General features: G+C 69.4%; 16 protein-coding genes. 5 read left to right on the forward strand and 11 right to left on the reverse strand.

What is annotated here, in order from left to right:
- A partial coding sequence (locus tag ACWCOV_RS35945; RefSeq protein WP_449833830.1) for a phosphatase PAP2 family protein occupies positions 1 to 796 on the reverse strand: 796 nt, incomplete at its 3' end.
- Between the two features lie 256 nt (positions 797 to 1,052).
- On the opposite strand from ACWCOV_RS35945, the gene serS reads away from it, so the two are divergent.
- Both serS and ACWCOV_RS35955 read left to right on the forward strand, forming a co-directional pair.
- Entirely contained in the window at positions 1,053 to 2,327 is a 1,275-nt protein-coding gene (gene serS / locus ACWCOV_RS35950) for a serine--tRNA ligase (RefSeq protein ID WP_449833831.1), read from the forward strand.
- Positions 2,324 to 3,118 (forward strand): HAD family hydrolase, encoded by a 795-nt coding sequence (locus ACWCOV_RS35955; protein WP_449833832.1) that lies wholly within the window; start codon positions 2,324 to 2,326, stop codon positions 3,116 to 3,118. Before serS ends, ACWCOV_RS35955 begins: the two co-directional genes overlap by 4 nt.
- Before the next feature lie 172 nt (positions 3,119 to 3,290).
- Here ACWCOV_RS35955 and ACWCOV_RS35960 read toward each other — a convergent pair whose 3' ends face one another.
- Positions 3,291 to 3,845: a WhiB family transcriptional regulator gene (locus ACWCOV_RS35960; RefSeq protein ID WP_449833833.1), complete on the reverse strand. Its 555-nt coding sequence runs from the start codon at positions 3,843 to 3,845 to the stop codon at positions 3,291 to 3,293.
- A gap of 571 nt (positions 3,846 to 4,416) precedes the next feature.
- On the opposite strand from ACWCOV_RS35960, the gene ACWCOV_RS35965 reads away from it, so the two are divergent.
- Complete coding sequence (locus tag ACWCOV_RS35965) at positions 4,417 to 5,235, forward strand: HAD family hydrolase (RefSeq protein WP_449833834.1); 819 nt, start codon at positions 4,417 to 4,419, stop codon at positions 5,233 to 5,235.
- 4 nt (positions 5,236 to 5,239) lie between these two features.
- On the opposite strand, the gene ACWCOV_RS35970 is transcribed toward ACWCOV_RS35965, so the two are convergent.
- From ACWCOV_RS35970 to ACWCOV_RS35995, 6 genes are all read right to left on the reverse strand, one after another.
- Positions 5,240 to 5,851, reverse strand: a complete 612-nt coding sequence (locus tag ACWCOV_RS35970) for a bacterial proteasome activator family protein (protein WP_449833835.1) — start codon at positions 5,849 to 5,851, stop codon at positions 5,240 to 5,242.
- A gap of 60 nt (positions 5,852 to 5,911) precedes the next feature.
- On the reverse strand, positions 5,912 to 6,442 hold the full coding sequence (locus tag ACWCOV_RS35975) for a CGNR zinc finger domain-containing protein (protein ID WP_449833836.1): 531 nt from the start codon (positions 6,440 to 6,442) through the stop codon (positions 5,912 to 5,914).
- Positions 6,443 to 6,619: 177 nt separating this feature from the next.
- A complete protein-coding gene (locus ACWCOV_RS35980) occupies positions 6,620 to 9,256 on the reverse strand; it encodes an FtsX-like permease family protein (RefSeq protein WP_449833837.1) in 2,637 nt (878 codons plus the stop codon).
- Positions 9,256 to 9,972: an ABC transporter ATP-binding protein gene (locus ACWCOV_RS35985; RefSeq protein WP_449833838.1), complete on the reverse strand. Its 717-nt coding sequence runs from the start codon at positions 9,970 to 9,972 to the stop codon at positions 9,256 to 9,258. The genes ACWCOV_RS35980 and ACWCOV_RS35985 overlap by 1 nt, the downstream gene beginning before the upstream one ends.
- The gene (locus tag ACWCOV_RS35990) at positions 9,969 to 10,544 is read right to left on the reverse strand and encodes a PadR family transcriptional regulator (protein ID WP_449833839.1); all 576 of its coding nucleotides are present in this window, start codon (positions 10,542 to 10,544) and stop codon (positions 9,969 to 9,971) included. The genes ACWCOV_RS35985 and ACWCOV_RS35990 overlap by 4 nt, the downstream gene beginning before the upstream one ends.
- A gap of 33 nt (positions 10,545 to 10,577) precedes the next feature.
- The gene (locus ACWCOV_RS35995) at positions 10,578 to 11,153 is read right to left on the reverse strand and encodes a TetR/AcrR family transcriptional regulator (protein WP_449833840.1); all 576 of its coding nucleotides are present in this window, start codon (positions 11,151 to 11,153) and stop codon (positions 10,578 to 10,580) included.
- A gap of 73 nt (positions 11,154 to 11,226) precedes the next feature.
- On the opposite strand from ACWCOV_RS35995, the gene ACWCOV_RS36000 reads away from it, so the two are divergent.
- Entirely contained in the window at positions 11,227 to 11,649 is a 423-nt protein-coding gene (locus ACWCOV_RS36000; RefSeq protein ID WP_449833841.1) for a VOC family protein, read from the forward strand.
- On the opposite strand, the gene ACWCOV_RS36005 is transcribed toward ACWCOV_RS36000, so the two are convergent.
- Genes ACWCOV_RS36005 through mobA form a run of 3 tightly spaced genes read right to left on the reverse strand, consistent with a single transcriptional unit; the run spans position 11,638 to position 14,007 of the window.
- The gene (locus ACWCOV_RS36005; RefSeq protein ID WP_449833842.1) at positions 11,638 to 12,615 is read right to left on the reverse strand and encodes an NAD(P)H-quinone oxidoreductase; all 978 of its coding nucleotides are present in this window, start codon (positions 12,613 to 12,615) and stop codon (positions 11,638 to 11,640) included. The two genes, ACWCOV_RS36000 and ACWCOV_RS36005, sit on opposite strands and share 12 nt — an antisense overlap.
- Positions 12,616 to 12,632: 17 nt before the next feature.
- Positions 12,633 to 13,475: a phosphotransferase family protein gene (locus ACWCOV_RS36010; RefSeq protein WP_449833843.1), complete on the reverse strand. Its 843-nt coding sequence runs from the start codon at positions 13,473 to 13,475 to the stop codon at positions 12,633 to 12,635.
- On the reverse strand, positions 13,468 to 14,007 hold the full coding sequence (gene mobA, locus ACWCOV_RS36015) for a molybdenum cofactor guanylyltransferase (protein WP_449833844.1): 540 nt from the start codon (positions 14,005 to 14,007) through the stop codon (positions 13,468 to 13,470). The genes ACWCOV_RS36010 and mobA overlap by 8 nt, the downstream gene beginning before the upstream one ends.
- Before the next feature lie 44 nt (positions 14,008 to 14,051).
- Between mobA and ACWCOV_RS36020 the strand changes: the two genes are divergently transcribed.
- On the forward strand, positions 14,052 to 14,843 hold the full coding sequence (locus tag ACWCOV_RS36020; protein WP_449833845.1) for a carbon-nitrogen hydrolase family protein: 792 nt from the start codon (positions 14,052 to 14,054) through the stop codon (positions 14,841 to 14,843).
- Positions 14,844 to 14,871: the final 28 nt, after the last annotated feature.

Raw genomic sequence — 14,871 nt, forward strand, 5'->3', positions numbered from 1 at the left:
GCACCTCTCGGAGCCGTCTCCGGACCTGCTTCCGCAGGTGGATCGCCTGGTCGACCACCCCGTCGCCGACCTTGATCGGGTTCACGATGACGGCGGCCTTGGGCGGGATCGTCGTGCCGTCGTCCTCGGACGGGGTACGGCGGCGCCGCCGGCGCAAGCCGGGCCGGAGCCCGAACCCGATCGACGTCGCGGTCAGGATCGCCAGCCCGAGCGCCCAGCCGCCGAGCACGTCCGACACGTAGTGCACGTTGAGCGCGACCCGGTCGACCGAGGCGATCCACACCACCGCGATCGTCGGCAGCATCACCAGCAGGCGAAACCGGCGCCGCCACCCCCGGACCGAAGGCAGGACGACGCCCAGCGCGCCGGCCATCACGAACGCGGCGGTGGCGTGGCCGGAGACGAACGACCAACCCTCGTTCTCCACCAGCATCTGAGCGGGCCGGGGTCGGTCGAAGATGTTTTTGACCGCGTGCACCAGGCCCAGCTCGGCGCCGGCCGAGACGAGCAGCCAGATCGTCAGCAGCCGGGCCCGCCGGTGCCAGAGGTACGCCGCGACGACCACGATGACCGCCCGCATGGCCCAGGGCAGGAACACGTCGCCGATCACATGCCAGAAATCCACCATGTTCGGGCGGAGCGCGCCGTACTCCGCGGAGCGGACGGCGACGGACTGGTCCCAGCGCTCCAGCGGGGCCCAGTGGTTGGCGACCAGGAGGGTGATCACGGTGAACGGGAGCGCACCCAGCACGACCGTGAGCGCACGGCCGAGGTGACTGGGTGGATGGTGGTTCATGACCCGCTCGGTTCCCCCTCGAGTAACAGTGCGTCAACCACATCATCCCGAATAGACTTCGCCCCTCCTGACACGCCCCGCTCATTGCCCCGCGTCGGATCTTGGGCACCCATCTCCGGCGCCCAGCCAGGCACCTCGCGGCGTTGTCGTCGGGTCACGGTGCTCCGCACCGCTCCCCTCCTCCGCCTTGCGATGCACCTGCCTGGACACCGGAGCTGGGCACCCACGATCCGACGCGGGGCATTACCCTCGTCGTGTGATTGACGCGAAACTGCTCCGTGAGAACCCCGATGTCGTGCGTGCGGCCCTGACCAAGCGCGGCGAGAGTACGGACCTGGTCGACCAGATCCTGGTCGCCGACAGTGAGCGTCGATCGTCGATCTCCGCGTTCGAGGCGCTGCGGGCCGAGCAGAAGGGGCTGGGCAAGCAGGTCGCCCAGGCCAAGGGCGACGAGCGGGCCGCGCTGCTGGAGCGGACCAAGGCCCTGGCCGCCGAGGTGAAGGCCACCGAGGCCGCCGCGAACGACGCCGAGCGCCGGTTCGACGACCTGGCCCGCGCGCTGCCGAACCTGGTCTCCGACGAGGCGCCGGTGGGCGGCGAGGACGACTACGTGGTGGTCGAGGAGATCGGCAAGCCGCGCGACTTCGCCGCCGAGGGCTTCGAGCCCCGCGACCACCTCGAGCTGGGCGAGCTGCTCGACGCGATCGACATGGAGCGCGGCGCGAAGATCTCCGGCTCGCGGTTCTACTTCCTCAAGGGCGTCGGCATGCTGCTGCAGCTGGGCATGCTCCAGCTGGCGATCCAGCAGGCGGTCGAGGCCGGGTTCACCCCGATGATCACGCCGACACTGGTCAAGCCCGAGGTGATGGGCGGCACCGGCTACCTGTCCGCGCACGACGACGTCTACCGGCTCGCCGACCCGGACCTGTACCTGGTCGGGACGTCGGAGGTGTCGCTGGCCGGCTACCACATGGACGAGATCCTCGACCTGTCGAACGGCCCGGTCCGGTACGCCGGCTGGTCGTCCTGCTACCGCAAGGAGGCCGGTTCGCACGGGAAGGACACCCGCGGGATCATCCGCGTCCACCAGTTCGACAAGGTCGAGATGTTCTCCTACTGCAGCCTGGAGGACGCGGCCGCCGAGCACCTGCGGCTGCTGAACTGGGAGAAGGAGATGCTCGACAAGATGGAGCTGTCCTACCGGGTGATCGACACCGCGACCGGTGACCTCGGCATCTCGGCGTACCGGAAGTTCGACTGCGAGGCGTGGGTGCCGACGCAGGGCCGGTACCGGGAGCTGACCTCGACGTCGAACTGCACCGACTTCCAGGCCCGCCGGCTGAACATCCGGCACCGCGACGCCGACGGCAAGACCCGGCCGGTCGCGACGCTGAACGGGACGCTGGCCACCACCCGCTGGATCGTCGCCATCCTGGAGACGCACCAGCTGGCCGACGGCTCGGTCCGGGTGCCGACCGCCCTGCGTCCGTACGTCGGTGGTCGTGAGGTCCTCGAACCGGTCGGCAGATGACGGACACCCCGCGGCCGACGGCCGTTGCCCTGGACATCGACGGCACCCTGCTGGACCACGACGAGCTGCTCTCCGAGGCGGTGGTCGACGCGGTACGCCGTACCGCCGCCGAGGTGCCGGTGATCCTGGCCACCGGCCGGGGCTGGCAGACCACCAGGCCGGTCGCCGAGCGGCTCGGCCTGGCCGCCGGCGCATTGGTTGTCTGTAGCAACGGGGCGCGGACGATGCGGTTCCCGGCCGGCGAGGTGGTGGACGAGCGGACGTTCGACCCGACCACGGTGATCGCGTCGGTGCGCCAGCACGCGCCGAACGCCCGGATGGCGGTCGAGGAGTACGACGGCAGCTACCTGGTCACCGCGCCGTTCCCGGACGGCGACCTCGGGTACGACGCCCAGATCCGGGTCGTCGACGACGACGAGCTGGCGCCGGAACCCGTGACCCGGTTGATCATCCGGGACCCGGAGCAGTCGGAGGCGGACTTCGTCCATCTGGCGGAACGCCTCGGCCTGCACGGGGTCAGCTACTTCGTCGGCTGGACCGCGTGGCTGGACATCGCCCCGGAGGGCGTGGACAAGTCGACCGGCCTGAAGGTCGCGCTCGCGCAGTACGACCTGGACCCCGCCGGCCTGGTCGCGATCGGTGACGGACGCAACGACATCGAGATGCTGACGTACGCCGGTCTCGGCATCGCGATGGGGTCCGCGCCGGACGAGGTGAAGGCCGCCGCCGACGAGGTGACCAAGTCGGTCCAGGACGACGGCGTCGCCGCTGTCCTCAACCGCTGGTTCTGACCCACCGCTCCAGTTCAGCCGACAACCGCGCCGGCGCCAAGCCTTTCGGCCGCCGTCGAAAAGCTTGACAGTTGTCCAAAGCAACCGAAAGGCCCGGAACCCCTGCTCTCACAGGGTTTCCGGGCCTTCGCTGTCTGGGTCCGATAGTCCGCTGGCGGGCCGAGTATCGGAGTCAGGCGACTCGGCTGCTGCCGGTCCGGCGCTGCTGGCGCTGCTGGTCGACGACCGTGTCGAACGCGTCCAGGACGGCGCTGACGGCCGGCCGCGGACGCGGGGTCTTGACGGCCGGGCTCTGGCCGCGGCGGGCGCGACGCAGGTGCCGCTTCACCGTCGAGAGCGAGCAGCCGAGCCGCATGGCCAGCGACTCCAGGCTGTCGTTCGGGTACTGCGTCCGCAGCCGCAGCACCTCTTCGTGGCTGACCGGCCGGCGGGTCCCGCGGGCCCCGGCGAGCTGGTCGAAGTCGTCGGCCTGCACCTCGACGTCGAGCAGGTTGCGCATCGAACGCCGTTGTGCAGCAGTGGTTCCGGCGACGAAGCCGCTCACGTCGTGCTCGGCGACCGCGCTGTACAGGCAGTCGGTGAACAGCGGACACGAAGCGCACAAGGCCTTCGCCTCCCGGACGAGCTGCTCGTACCGCTCACGGGTCCGCCGGGTGGCGGAGGCGGGTGGCGGCTCTTCCATCAGCCGGTGCTGAAAAATGTCCGACCGGGCGATGCAGCCGGTCATTGCCCCTTCCGTGGTGGAAGATGTGTCGACAGCGGCTCGGGAACTGCTGCCCCCTGATCCCGCTAGATTGGCGCTGTTGACGGTCATGTGGCTCCCCAAGTATTAGGACCCGAATGAACGAACGGTGAACGACGTTCGGCCACGCGGATCCACTAGCTGATGGACCGACGAACTGTTGCCGACCCACCGTGTCGTCCCGCACGGGACGCACCGATCCATAACTGTTGACGCCGCTACTGTGGCTTTGGTTGCAGCCAACTCCACAACAGTTTTCGACGTTTGTGTGTGCTTCCAGGGTGGGGCTGCATCAGTCGCGCTGATCCAGAACAGGCTTACGACGCGGTTGAATCGCCCCCGGTTCCCCGCCAGACCACCGCATGAAATCATGCGTAAACCCTGCTGCGCAGGGGAACTTGCTGCCTTTGCAGCATCCTGCCGTAACGGTCTGGTGACGTTGTTCAAGGCTCAATCAGATTGGTCAGAAACGTCTGAAACCGCGCTCTGATCGCTTGCGCCGGACCTGCTGTGAGGGGTAATGAGCAATCCTCACCAGGCCGGATACGGTGGCCTGGTGACGGCACCTGACGACCTCCGCCCGCCCCGTCTGATCGCCACCGATCTTGACGGAACCTTAGTACGCAGCGACGGAACCATCTCCGACCGCACTCGTTCGGCTGTGCTCGCGGCGCAGCACGCGGGCAGTGTTTTCGTGATGGTCACCGCGCGTCCACCGCGCTGGCTGCACGACCTGGCCGACCTCGTCGGCGAGCACGGTGTCGCGATTGTTGCCAACGGCGCTATTTTGTACGACGTCGTCCGCCGGCAGCCGATCCGGACCCGGATGATCGACCCGGCGGTCGCGCTCGAGGTCGCGCAGGCGATCCGCGCCGAGATTCCCGAAGTGGAGTTCGCGATCGAGCGCCCCGACCGCTACGGGCAGGAGCCGCACTACCTGAACCGCTGGCCGAAACCCGACGACACGTTGGTCGCCGCGATCGACGTCCTGCTGTCCGAACCGGCCGCGAAGCTGCTGGTCCGGCACCCGAGCTGGCACTCCGACGAGCTGCTCGCGCGCATCAGTCCCTTGGTGGCCGGGCGAGTCACCGCCAGCCACAGCGGCGGCACGAGCCTGGTGGAGATCTCCGCGAGTGGGGTGTCGAAGGCGGCCATGCTGGCCGATTTCGCTGCCACGCAAGGGATTCCGGCTAACGATTCGATCGCTTTCGGCGACTCGATCAACGACTTGCCGATGCTCGCCTGGGCGGGCACGTCGTACGGCGTGGCCAACGCGCACGCCGAAGTCCTCGCCGTGGTCGACGAAGTGTGCCCGACAAACGACGAGGACGGCGTCGCCGCCGTCCTCGAGAGGTTGTTTCAGTCTTTGAATTAAGGCGTTACAGATACATCCCGCCGCTGCCCGGGCCGTCGGTGTTGCTGGCCCGGGGAGCGCCCGGGAAGCCGGCGGCCTCCTCGCCGTGCACCTGCTGGCCGCCGGGGAGCGCGCGGCGCATGCCCTCCAGCTGCTGGCGCGCCGCCATCTGCTGGGCGAACAGCGCCGTCTGGATGCCGTGGAACAGGCCCTCCAGCCAGCCGACCAGCTGGGCCTGTGCGATCCGCAGCTCGGCCTCGGTCGGCACGGTGTCGTCGGTGAAGTCGAGGCTGAGCCGTTCCAGCTCGTCGACCAGCTCCGGTGCCAGGCCGCTCTCGAGCTCCTTGATGGAGACCTCGTGGATCGACTTCAGGCGCTGCCGGGAGGCTTCGTCGAGCGGCGCCGACTTCACCTCCTCGAGGAGCTGCCGGATCATGTTCGCGACCCGCATCACCTTGGCCGGCTGCTCGACGAGCTCGGTCACCGACCGCGGCTCGTCCTGCTCGTCGCGGTCGCTGTCGGAGCGCGGCGGCCCCTCGACGGCCATGCCGTCCGGCCCGACGATCAGCACCTTGCCGTCTTCGGTCCGCGCCCCGGCCATCGGAACTTCCTGGCCCTCGCTGCTGCTCTCGGTCATCTGCCCATCCTAGGCTCCCGCTGCCAGGGGCCGCGGGCGGGCTGTGGACAATCCGAACGACTACGCGGAGCGAGCACGATGCCGCCGTACGGCGTCCCGGTTGGCGCAGCCGGGGCTGCAGTAGCGCTGCCTGCCGGTGCGGGACAGGTCGGCGTAGACGTTGCCGCAGCCGTCGGTCGCGCACCGGCCGAGCCGGCTGATGCCACGGCCCGCGAGGTGCAACGCCGTACCGGTGCTGATCAGGGTCGCGACCAGTCGCCCGACCGGGACCTTGTCCGGCCGGTAGTGCACGTGCCAGCCGTCGCCGGCGTGGTTGGTGAGCCGCGGATGCTCGGTGTACTTGGCCAGCATCGCGTTGATCAGGTCGACGCGGGACTGCTCGTCCTTGGCGTCGACCACTTCGAGCCACTCGTCCAGCGCAACCCGTACGGCGGCCAGGTCCGCAGCGGTCACGCGACGCTCCCGCACCAGCCGGCTCTCGACACCGCTCTCCTCGCAGCGCTCGGCCAACTCCTGGGGCGTGCTCGCCGGCCGCGTGACCAGGTTGACGGCCAGCAGGACCGCGTCGGCGCCGTAAGGGTTGAGATGCATAATGGCATTACATCACGATGAACGTATGACAGCCAGACTCGAAGCCCACCGCCATCGCTGGCTGGTGGCGTCCTCCCATCAGCGACGGCCTGGTTGTCTACCAGCGGTGTGCTTGTGGCCAGTGGAGAGTCACCAGCACACCGCCGTACCCGGTCGCCTATCCCGAGGTTGCCCGGGTCAGTCGATTCGGCTGACCATCGGAAGCCGCGACCGCGTCATCAACCAGGCGAGCGACCCGGCGAACAGCGGTACGGCGACCACGATGCCGCCGATCTCCAGCCACGGCACCACGAAATGCGGTGATCCGAAGGCCGCGTGCGCTGTGTAGCCGTAGAGCGCGCCGACGCCCACGCCCAGCACGCAACCGAACTGTCCCAGCACCCACGCCTGCGCGGCCGCCAGATTCCGCCGCCGGCGCGGTTGCGCACCGATCGCGGCGAGCGTCGCGAGGTCGGCTCGGCCTTCGGCGGCAGACAGTGACACCGAGATCGCCACACCGAGCAGCGTGACCACGGTCGCCGCGGTCAGGATCCCGATCAGGAACAGGCGGGCGGGACTCTGGTATCCCTGCTCGATGGTCAGCAGGTCGTCGCGCCCGAGCAGCCGATGTGCTGCGGCCAGTTCGTCGTCGGTCGGCGTACGGCTCAGCTCGTACTCGACGCTGATCGTGTTGATGGTGCCGAGCTTGGCGGCCGCGTCCGGGCTGATGAGCGCGTTGGCCCGCAGCAGCCGGACCGTGGGCACGCCGCCGGCGTAGACGGCCGGGTGGCGGGCGACCCGCTTGCTGCTGGTCGGGGTGTCGCTGATCAGCTCGACGGTGTCCTTGGTGGTCAGGTCCGCTCTGGGCAGCAGGATCCGCCCGGCGCGCAGTTCCCCGGCCGCGCGCTCGAGGCCGGCGAACTTCGCGACGTACGCCGGATCGACGACGAGCAAGCTGAATCCGGCCTCGCCGACGGTCGTCTCCGGCGCGCGGGCGATGATCGTCGGCACGTACTCGCCGATCGGCTTGACCCCCGGGGCGGTGACGGTGCCGACGCGGAAGGTCTGCTCGGCCGGCAGCAGCGACGCGATCCGCTGCTCGGTCGCGCTCGAGTACGGCACCGAGCCGGGTCCGCCGGTGTCGAACTGGACCGTCGCGTTGCCCGGCCGTCCTTCAGGCGTGTAGTCCTTCGCATCCGCGGCGATCCCGTTCGATGCTGCGAAGGCGACCGCCGCCGTACTGGCGACGGCCATCATGATCGCCGCCGTGGCCGGGCCGGTGCGGTGCCGGTGCCGGGCTGCGTCGCGCAGCGCCAGCCGGCCGCTCAGCGGCAGCCGCCCGGCGAGGGCCGAGAGTTTGCCGACCAGGTTGGGCAGCATCCAGACCAGCCCGGCGATGACTGCGGTGATCCCCAGCAAAACAAGGGCGATCGGCCCGGTCGGCGTCACGGTCGCCTGGTAGTCGGCGTCCGTCGGCAGCGTCCGCCTCGCCTCGGCGAGGGCCGACGCGAGCATCGTGCTGCCGATCAGCACCGATGCGACGCCTGCGATCACCATCACGACGGCAGGCTTGCGGATCCTCGCCCTGCCGATGGTCGCCGCGAACCGTCCGGACAACGCGGCCAGCGGCGCCTGCCGGCCGGCGCTCACCGCCGGGACGACGGCGGCGGCGAGCCCGGCGAGCACACCGAGCAGCGCGATCACGATCACGCTGACCCACGGGATCTGCCAGGACAGGAACAGCGTCGAGTTCATCCGTTCCCACCAAGGCTTTCCGGCGACCAGTACGACGGCCGCCAGCAGCAGGCCCGCGGTCACGCCGACCACACCGGCGAACAGGCCTTGCAGCAGGACGATCCGCCGTACGTCGCGCGCCGTACCACCGGTCGCCATCACCAGGCCGAGCTCGCGGGTCTGCCGCCGGGCGCCGACCGCGAACGCGGTCCCGGCGAGCAGCACGATCTCCAGCACACCGAGGCCGATCGCCAGCGCCATCGCGGCGTACGGGCCGACGTCGCCCGATCCGCCGCCGTACAGCTCCGGCGGCGGGTTCACGATGTTTGCCCGCGGCAACAAGAAGAGACCGTGGTTGCGCAACGGCGCGGCCAGCGTGGTCGCGTCGATCTCGTTCGGCAGGTCGACCAGGTACTGGACGGAGGTCGTCGGGTCGACCGTGACCAGTGGCGTGCCGGGCGTCGCCAGCACGGTCCGCGCGTTCGGCTGGTTCGTCGGCCGAACGATCCCGACCACCTGGTACGACGCTCCTTCCGCGCTGCGCACCGTCGCTGCGCCGAGCTTGTCGATGCCGAGGTACTTGGCCAGCGACGGCGAGATCGCGACCTCCGACGGCGACGTCGGGAACCGACCTTCGTCGAGCCGGGTCAGGTCCTTCGCGAGCGGGCTGCTCGCATCGCCTGTCACCACGCTGACGGCGCTGGTCGTCGACGGTCCCTGGATGTCGACGGTGCCGACCTCGACCAGCATCCTCGCCAGCACGCTGCCGACCGGCAGCAACGGCCGCGGGTCGAAGGTCGCCGGTACCCGGACAGGCTGCTCGGCGCCCTCGGCGGGTGCCGGCTCCGACGACCCCAGCACGTGTGGCATGTCCATCGGCGCGAACCTGCCGTACTGCGAGACGACGACGCTCGCGTCCGCCTGGCCGATGCTCAACCTGGCCAGCGCCTCCCCGGACGGAGAGCTGGTCTTCAGCACCACGCCCATCCAGGTCGCGGCGAGCACCGGCAGGCCGATCAGCGCGGCGACCAGGAAGGTCCGGCCGAGTGATCTCCTGGTGGCGCGCCGGGCGATCCGAAGCGGCGGCCCCCAGCCACCCATCAGCGGCTCTCCTGCAGCAGGGCGTCGGCCTCGGGCAGCGGACCGGACTGGCCTACCAGCACACCATCGCGCAGGTAGACGACCCGATCGGCCCAGGCGGCGTGCCTGGCGTCGTGGGTGACGAGTACACCGGCGATACCGTGCTGGTCGCACCGGTCCCGCAGCAACTGGAGAACCGCTTCGCCGGTGTCGGAGTCCAGGGCCCCGGTGGGCTCGTCGGCGAGGAGGAGGCGGCGCTCGCCGACGATTGCCCGGGCGATCGCGACTCGTTGCCGCTGTCCACCGGACATGTCCTCCGGGAATCGGTTGGCGAGCTCACCGATGGCCACCTCCGTCAGCGCTTGTTCGGCGTACTTGCGGGCGACCCGGGTCCGGGCGCCGTCGAGCTCGAGCGGCAACGCGACGTTCTCGGCTGCGGTCAGGGCGGGGATCAGGTTGAAGTCCTGGAAGACATAGCCGATCCGGCGCCGGCGCAGAGCGGCCACGGCGTTGGGACTCAGCGTGGTGAGACTGTTGCCGTCGACAAGTACTTCTCCAGCGGTCGGACGGTCGAGTCCGCCGGCACAGGTGAGCAGGGTGGACTTGCCCGAGCCCGACGGGCCCATGACGGCGACGAGCTCGCCGGCTTCGACGGACAGGTCGACGTTCCGCAGCGCGTGCACCGCCTGTTCGCCGTGCCCGTGGGTCCTGGTCAGGTTGCGGATGTCGAGGATCATCGCTTGGCCTCCTGCTCCGGCGCGGGGACGGTGGTCGGCTTCGGACCCGTGGATGCCTTGCCACGGTGGCGTAACAGCATGGCTTCGCAGTGGTCGAGCCAGCGGATCTCGGCCTCGGCCGCGAAGATCATCGACTCCAGGACGAGCTGCCAGGAGATCTCGCTCTCCCGGCTGCCGCGCTTCAGCTTGGTCAGCTCCTGCAGCGACTGCATGGTCGCCATCCGCTGCCGCTGGACGACGGCGCTCACGTCGACACCCGGTACGGCGAGGGCCAGCGCGAGCTTGATCGCCAGCTCGTCGCGCGGCCGGGACTCCCGGGTGACCGGGGTGTCGAACCAGCCGGCCAGCTCGGCTTGGCCGGCCTCGGTGATCTCGTACATCGACCGGCCGTCACCCTCCGAGGACGCGGCCCGGACGAGTCCGTCCCGCTCCAGGCGGGTGAGCGTGGTGTAGACCTGCCCGATGTTCAGCGGCCAGGTGGCGCCGGTCGCGGCCTCGAACTCACCGCGCAGCTGGTAGCCGTACTTCGGCTCCTGACGCAGCAGGGCCAGCAATCCATGCTTGATCGACATGGATACTGAGTATGCATACCGAGTATGCTGCGGTCAACGGTGGTGCTCGACCAGGCGCCGGACCAGGCGGTCGGTCGCCGCGTCGACGTCGTACGGGCGGCCGGTGCCGGGAGTGAGTTGGTCCAGGACGAGGCCGTCGATGGCGAAGTGCAGCAGGCGGATCTCCTCGGCGCCGCCCGGCAGGCCGGCGTTGGAGTTGAAGGCGACATCGGCGTCGAAGCCCTGCCGGAGGGTGCGGGACAGGATCTCGTGCAGACCTGGCCGGCGGGCGGCCTCGAGCCGAAGCTCCAGCAGGGCCAGCGAAAGCTCGGGCCGGCCGAGGAGCCGCTCGACGATGTAGCGGACGTAGTCGACCATCAGGTCGATCCCCGGCTCGCGCTTGGCCAGCGGCTCGAGCACGGCCTCGTCGGGGGCGAGTCGCTCGAAGATCCGCTCGCCGAGCGCGCCGAGCAGCGCGTCGCGGGTGCGGAAGTAGTTGGACGCCGTACCGGCGGGGAGTCCGGCTGCGGCGTCGACGGCGCGGTGGGTCAGGCCGCGGGCGCCGGCGTCCGCGAGGACGGCGAGGCCGGCGTCGGCGAGTTGGGTACGGCGTTCGGGGTTCCTCGGCATGTTGACAAGGCTAGCAGAGTTCCACTACAACTGTCGTACACAACAACGACAGGTGTAGTAGTCAGGAGAACGTATGCAACCCGCAGCATTCGGCGCCACGGTGGTCACGGACCGACCGGCGGAGGTCGCCGCCTTCTACCAGCAACACCTCGACCTGCAGGTCGCGATCGACCTCGGCTGGTTCGTGACGCTGCGTCGCGGCGAGGCGGACTGGGAGCTCGCGATCTGTCAGCGCGGGCACGAGACCGTGCCGGCCGCGGTCAGCAAGCTGACCGAGAGCACGAACGTCTTCGGCTTCGTCGTGGAGGACGCCGACGAGGTCGCCCGGTCGCTGACCGCGGCGGGCGTGAAACTCGAGACCGAGGTGGTCACCGAGGTCTTCGGACAGCGGCACTTCTTCGTCCGTGACCCCGAGGGCACCTGGATCGACGTCATCCAGCTGGTCGCGCCGGACCCGGACTGGGTGGCCGCCAACCTGCCGGCGTCAGACGGTTAGCAGGACCTTGCCGATCTGGCTGGACTGCTCGAGGGTCTGGTGGGCCTGGGCGACCTGGTCGAGGGGGAAGGTGGTGTGGACGACCGGCCGCACCTTCTTCTCCGCGACCAGCGGCCAGACGTGGCCCACCACCTCGGCGAGGATCCGGCCCTTGTCCTCGACCGAGCGGGCCCGCAGCCCGGCGCCGGTGATCGAGCCGCGACGGGACATCAGCCGGCCGAGGTCGAGCTCGCCCTTCACGCCGCCCTGCAACCCGATCACGACGAGCCGGCCGTCGTACGCGAGCGACTTCACGTTGTCGGACAGGTACTTCGCGCCGATGATGTCGAGGATCACGTCGGCACCGGCCTGGCCGGTCGCCTCCTTCACCACCGAGGCCCACTCGGCTTCCTTGTAGTTGATCGCGACCTCGGCGCCGAGCCGGGTGCAGAACTCCATCTTGTCCGTGCTGCCGACCGTGCACAGCACCCGCGCTCCGTGCGCGACCGCGAGCTGGATCGCCATCGTCCCGATCCCGGACGCGCCCCCGTGGACGAGCAGCGTCTCGCCTTCCTTCAGGTGCGCGGTCATGAACACGTTCGACCACACCGTCGCGACCACCTCGGGCAGCGCGGCCGCGCTGACCAGGTCCAGTCCGTCCGGCACCGGCATCACCTGCGGCGCCGGTACGGCGACCTTCTCGGCGTACCCGCCACCCGCGAGCAGCGCGCAGCACTCGTCGCCGACCGACCACCCGTCGACCTCCGCGCCGACCGCGGAGATGGTGCCGGACACCTCGAGCCCGATGGTTCCGGGAGCACCTGGCGGCGGTGGGTAGTGGCCCTGCCGCTGGAGCAGGTCGGCCCGGTTCACACCCGCGGCGACCACGTCGATGACGACCTCGTCGACGGCCGGCTTCGGGTCCTCGATCTCACCGATCGTCAGAACGTCGATCCCGCCGGCACCCTCACACACGACAGCTCGCATGCTGCACACGGTACCCGCTAGCTCTCGACGATCTCGGCCATGTCTCGCGCGATGCCGTCCAGGTGAACGGTTGTGCCTATCGAAGCGAACCAGTCCCATAGCTCGAGCGAATGGTAGAGCCGGTAGAGCGTGGTGCGATCACGCCAGTCCGGCGGCAGCTCGCCGTACCCTTCGAGCAGGCCGTCGAGCTTCTCGGTGTTGCCGCGGATGGAGTAGGACATGGTTTTGGCGAGGTCCATCAGCGGGTCGGCGGCGATCGCGTTCTCGACGTCGACGAAGCCCGTGATGCGCCAGGTCTCCGGATCCACCAGCACATTGCCCTCGTGGAAGTCGTTGTGACACAGGGCCGGTGACGTGTTGGCCATGTCGTCGTGCGCCTCGACGTACTGCCGGATCTTGTCGTGGAGATTGCGATCGCCGGTGAACTCTTCGAGTTTGCTGGTGAATTGGCGGCGCATGTACTGCGTGTTGTCGGGTAACGGGTCGATGATCCGGTCGGTGAGGTAGCCGTACGCCGGTTGTTCGATGCGGTGGATCGCGGCCAGGAGTTGACCGAGTTGTTCGTACATCGCTCGCCAGTCGGGCGGAGTCGTCTCGGACAGCGGTACCCCGTGCAGCCTGGAGAACACGGTGAAGCCGTCGTCGACCTGGAGCACGTGCGGGACTTGGTCGCCGAGGTCGGCGAGCAGGCCGTAGACGTGCATCTCCTTGGCTTGTTTCCAGGCCAGTTCGGAGGTGTAGGTCTTGGCGATCACGGGTTCTGTGCCGGGTCGCCGTACTTCGTAGACCGTGTTCAGTTGGCCGCCGGTGCGCGGGATGATCTCGCTGTTCGGGAAGGCCTTTGCGATGGCGTCAGCCATCGAGGTCCGACCAGGTGTCGACGTCGCGGCCGGCGCGGGTCGGCTCGGACCACGTGAGGTCGAGGCTGGCGAGCGTACGCCGTACCGAGCGGTCCCTGGGGTCGCCGGCCAGCTGGATGGCTTCGGCGAGTTTGGTACGGCGGTAGGCCGTGGCCAGGTGTTGTTCGTGGCCGTCCAGGTCCTGCAGGCCGTGACCGTCGTGGTCGCCGAGGCCGTTGAGCAGGGTGGCGATGTCGTCGTTCGTCAGCCAAGGGAGGTCGCAGCTGAGGACGACGACCACCGGAGCGGTGCCGTGGGCGAGGCCGGCAGCGATGCCCGCCAGCGGTCCGCCGGAGGGTGGGTCCTCGACGGTCCAGGCGACCGGGCGGCACGTCGTACGCTCCGGGCCGACCACGACGGTCGCGGCTGCGTCCGCCGTTGCCGTCAGCACCCGGTCGAGCAGCGTCACGCCGTCGAGCACCAGCATGGCCTTGTCCACCCCACCGAACCGGGTCGACCCACCCCCGGCCAGAATCAGCGCGTCGTACTCCACGCCACGCAGTCTTCCCCATCGGCGCTTTCGGGCACCATGGAGTTATGAAGATCGCTGTCATGCAGACCGCCAGCAGCTACGACAAGGCCGCCAACCGCGAGCTGGTGACCAGAGTCGTCGCCGACGCGGCGCGCGAGCAACCCGACCTCGTCGTACTGCCGGAAGCGATCATGTCCGACTTCGCCGTCGAGGGCGGGTCGGTGGCGGAGGCCGCCGAGGCGCTGGACGGGGAGTTCGTCGCCACGCTGCGCAAGAGCGCGGTCGAGAACGGGGTGGCGATCGTGGCGGGGATGTTCGAGCGCAGCTGCGACCAGGACCGTCCGTACAACACGTTGCTGGCCGTCGGGGCGGACGGCTCGCTGCTGGGCGCGTACCGGAAGATCCATCTGTACGACGCCTTCGGCTACAAGGAGTCGGACCAGTTGACGCCGGGTGATGTCGCGCCGGTCGTCGTCTCGATCGGCGGGCTGTCCTTCGGGCTGATGACTTGCTACGACCTGCGCTTCCCGGAGCTGTCGCGTGCTCTGGTGGACGCCGGCGCGCAGGTGCTCGTCGTACCCGCGGCCTGGGTTCGCGGACCGCTCAAGGAGCACCACTGGACCACTCTGCTGACCGCGCGGGCCTTGGAGAACACCTGCTACGTGGCGGCCGCTGCGCAGAACGGGAAGAAGTACTGCGGTCTCAGCCAGGTCATCGACCCTCAAGGTGTTGCGATCGCCTCCGCCGGCGAGGCCGACGGACCTGCCTTTGCCTCATTGTCCGCCGACCGCTTGGCCGAGGTGAGGCATCGGAACCCGTCGCTGAAGAACCGGCGGTACATCGTGCAGCCTCGGTGAGTGGACTCACAGCTCCGGGCACGGTCCG

The organism is Kribbella sp. NPDC002412 (assembly GCF_053592935.1).

What these genes read in the sequence shown, in the direction of transcription:
- ACWCOV_RS35955 (WP_449833832.1), top strand. Translation starts at nt 2,324, where the DNA reads ATGACGGACACCCCGCGGCCGACGGCCGTTGCCCTGGACATCGACGGC.
- ACWCOV_RS35960 (WP_449833833.1), bottom strand. Translation starts at nt 3,845, where the DNA reads ATGACCGGCTGCATCGCCCGGTCGGACATTTTTCAGCACCGGCTGATG.
- ACWCOV_RS35970 (WP_449833835.1), bottom strand. Translation starts at nt 5,851, where the DNA reads ATGACCGAGAGCAGCAGCGAGGGCCAGGAAGTTCCGATGGCCGGGGCG.
- ACWCOV_RS35975 (WP_449833836.1), bottom strand. Translation starts at nt 6,442, where the DNA reads ATGCATCTCAACCCTTACGGCGCCGACGCGGTCCTGCTGGCCGTCAAC.
- ACWCOV_RS35980 (WP_449833837.1), bottom strand. Translation starts at nt 9,256, where the DNA reads ATGGGTGGCTGGGGGCCGCCGCTTCGGATCGCCCGGCGCGCCACCAGG.
- ACWCOV_RS35985 (WP_449833838.1), bottom strand. Translation starts at nt 9,972, where the DNA reads ATGATCCTCGACATCCGCAACCTGACCAGGACCCACGGGCACGGCGAA.
- ACWCOV_RS35990 (WP_449833839.1), bottom strand. Translation starts at nt 10,544, where the DNA reads ATGTCGATCAAGCATGGATTGCTGGCCCTGCTGCGTCAGGAGCCGAAG.
- ACWCOV_RS35995 (WP_449833840.1), bottom strand. Translation starts at nt 11,153, where the DNA reads ATGCCGAGGAACCCCGAACGCCGTACCCAACTCGCCGACGCCGGCCTC.
- ACWCOV_RS36000 (WP_449833841.1), top strand. Translation starts at nt 11,227, where the DNA reads ATGCAACCCGCAGCATTCGGCGCCACGGTGGTCACGGACCGACCGGCG.
- ACWCOV_RS36005 (WP_449833842.1), bottom strand. Translation starts at nt 12,615, where the DNA reads ATGCGAGCTGTCGTGTGTGAGGGTGCCGGCGGGATCGACGTTCTGACG.
- ACWCOV_RS36010 (WP_449833843.1), bottom strand. Translation starts at nt 13,475, where the DNA reads ATGGCTGACGCCATCGCAAAGGCCTTCCCGAACAGCGAGATCATCCCG.
- ACWCOV_RS36020 (WP_449833845.1), top strand. Translation starts at nt 14,052, where the DNA reads ATGAAGATCGCTGTCATGCAGACCGCCAGCAGCTACGACAAGGCCGCC.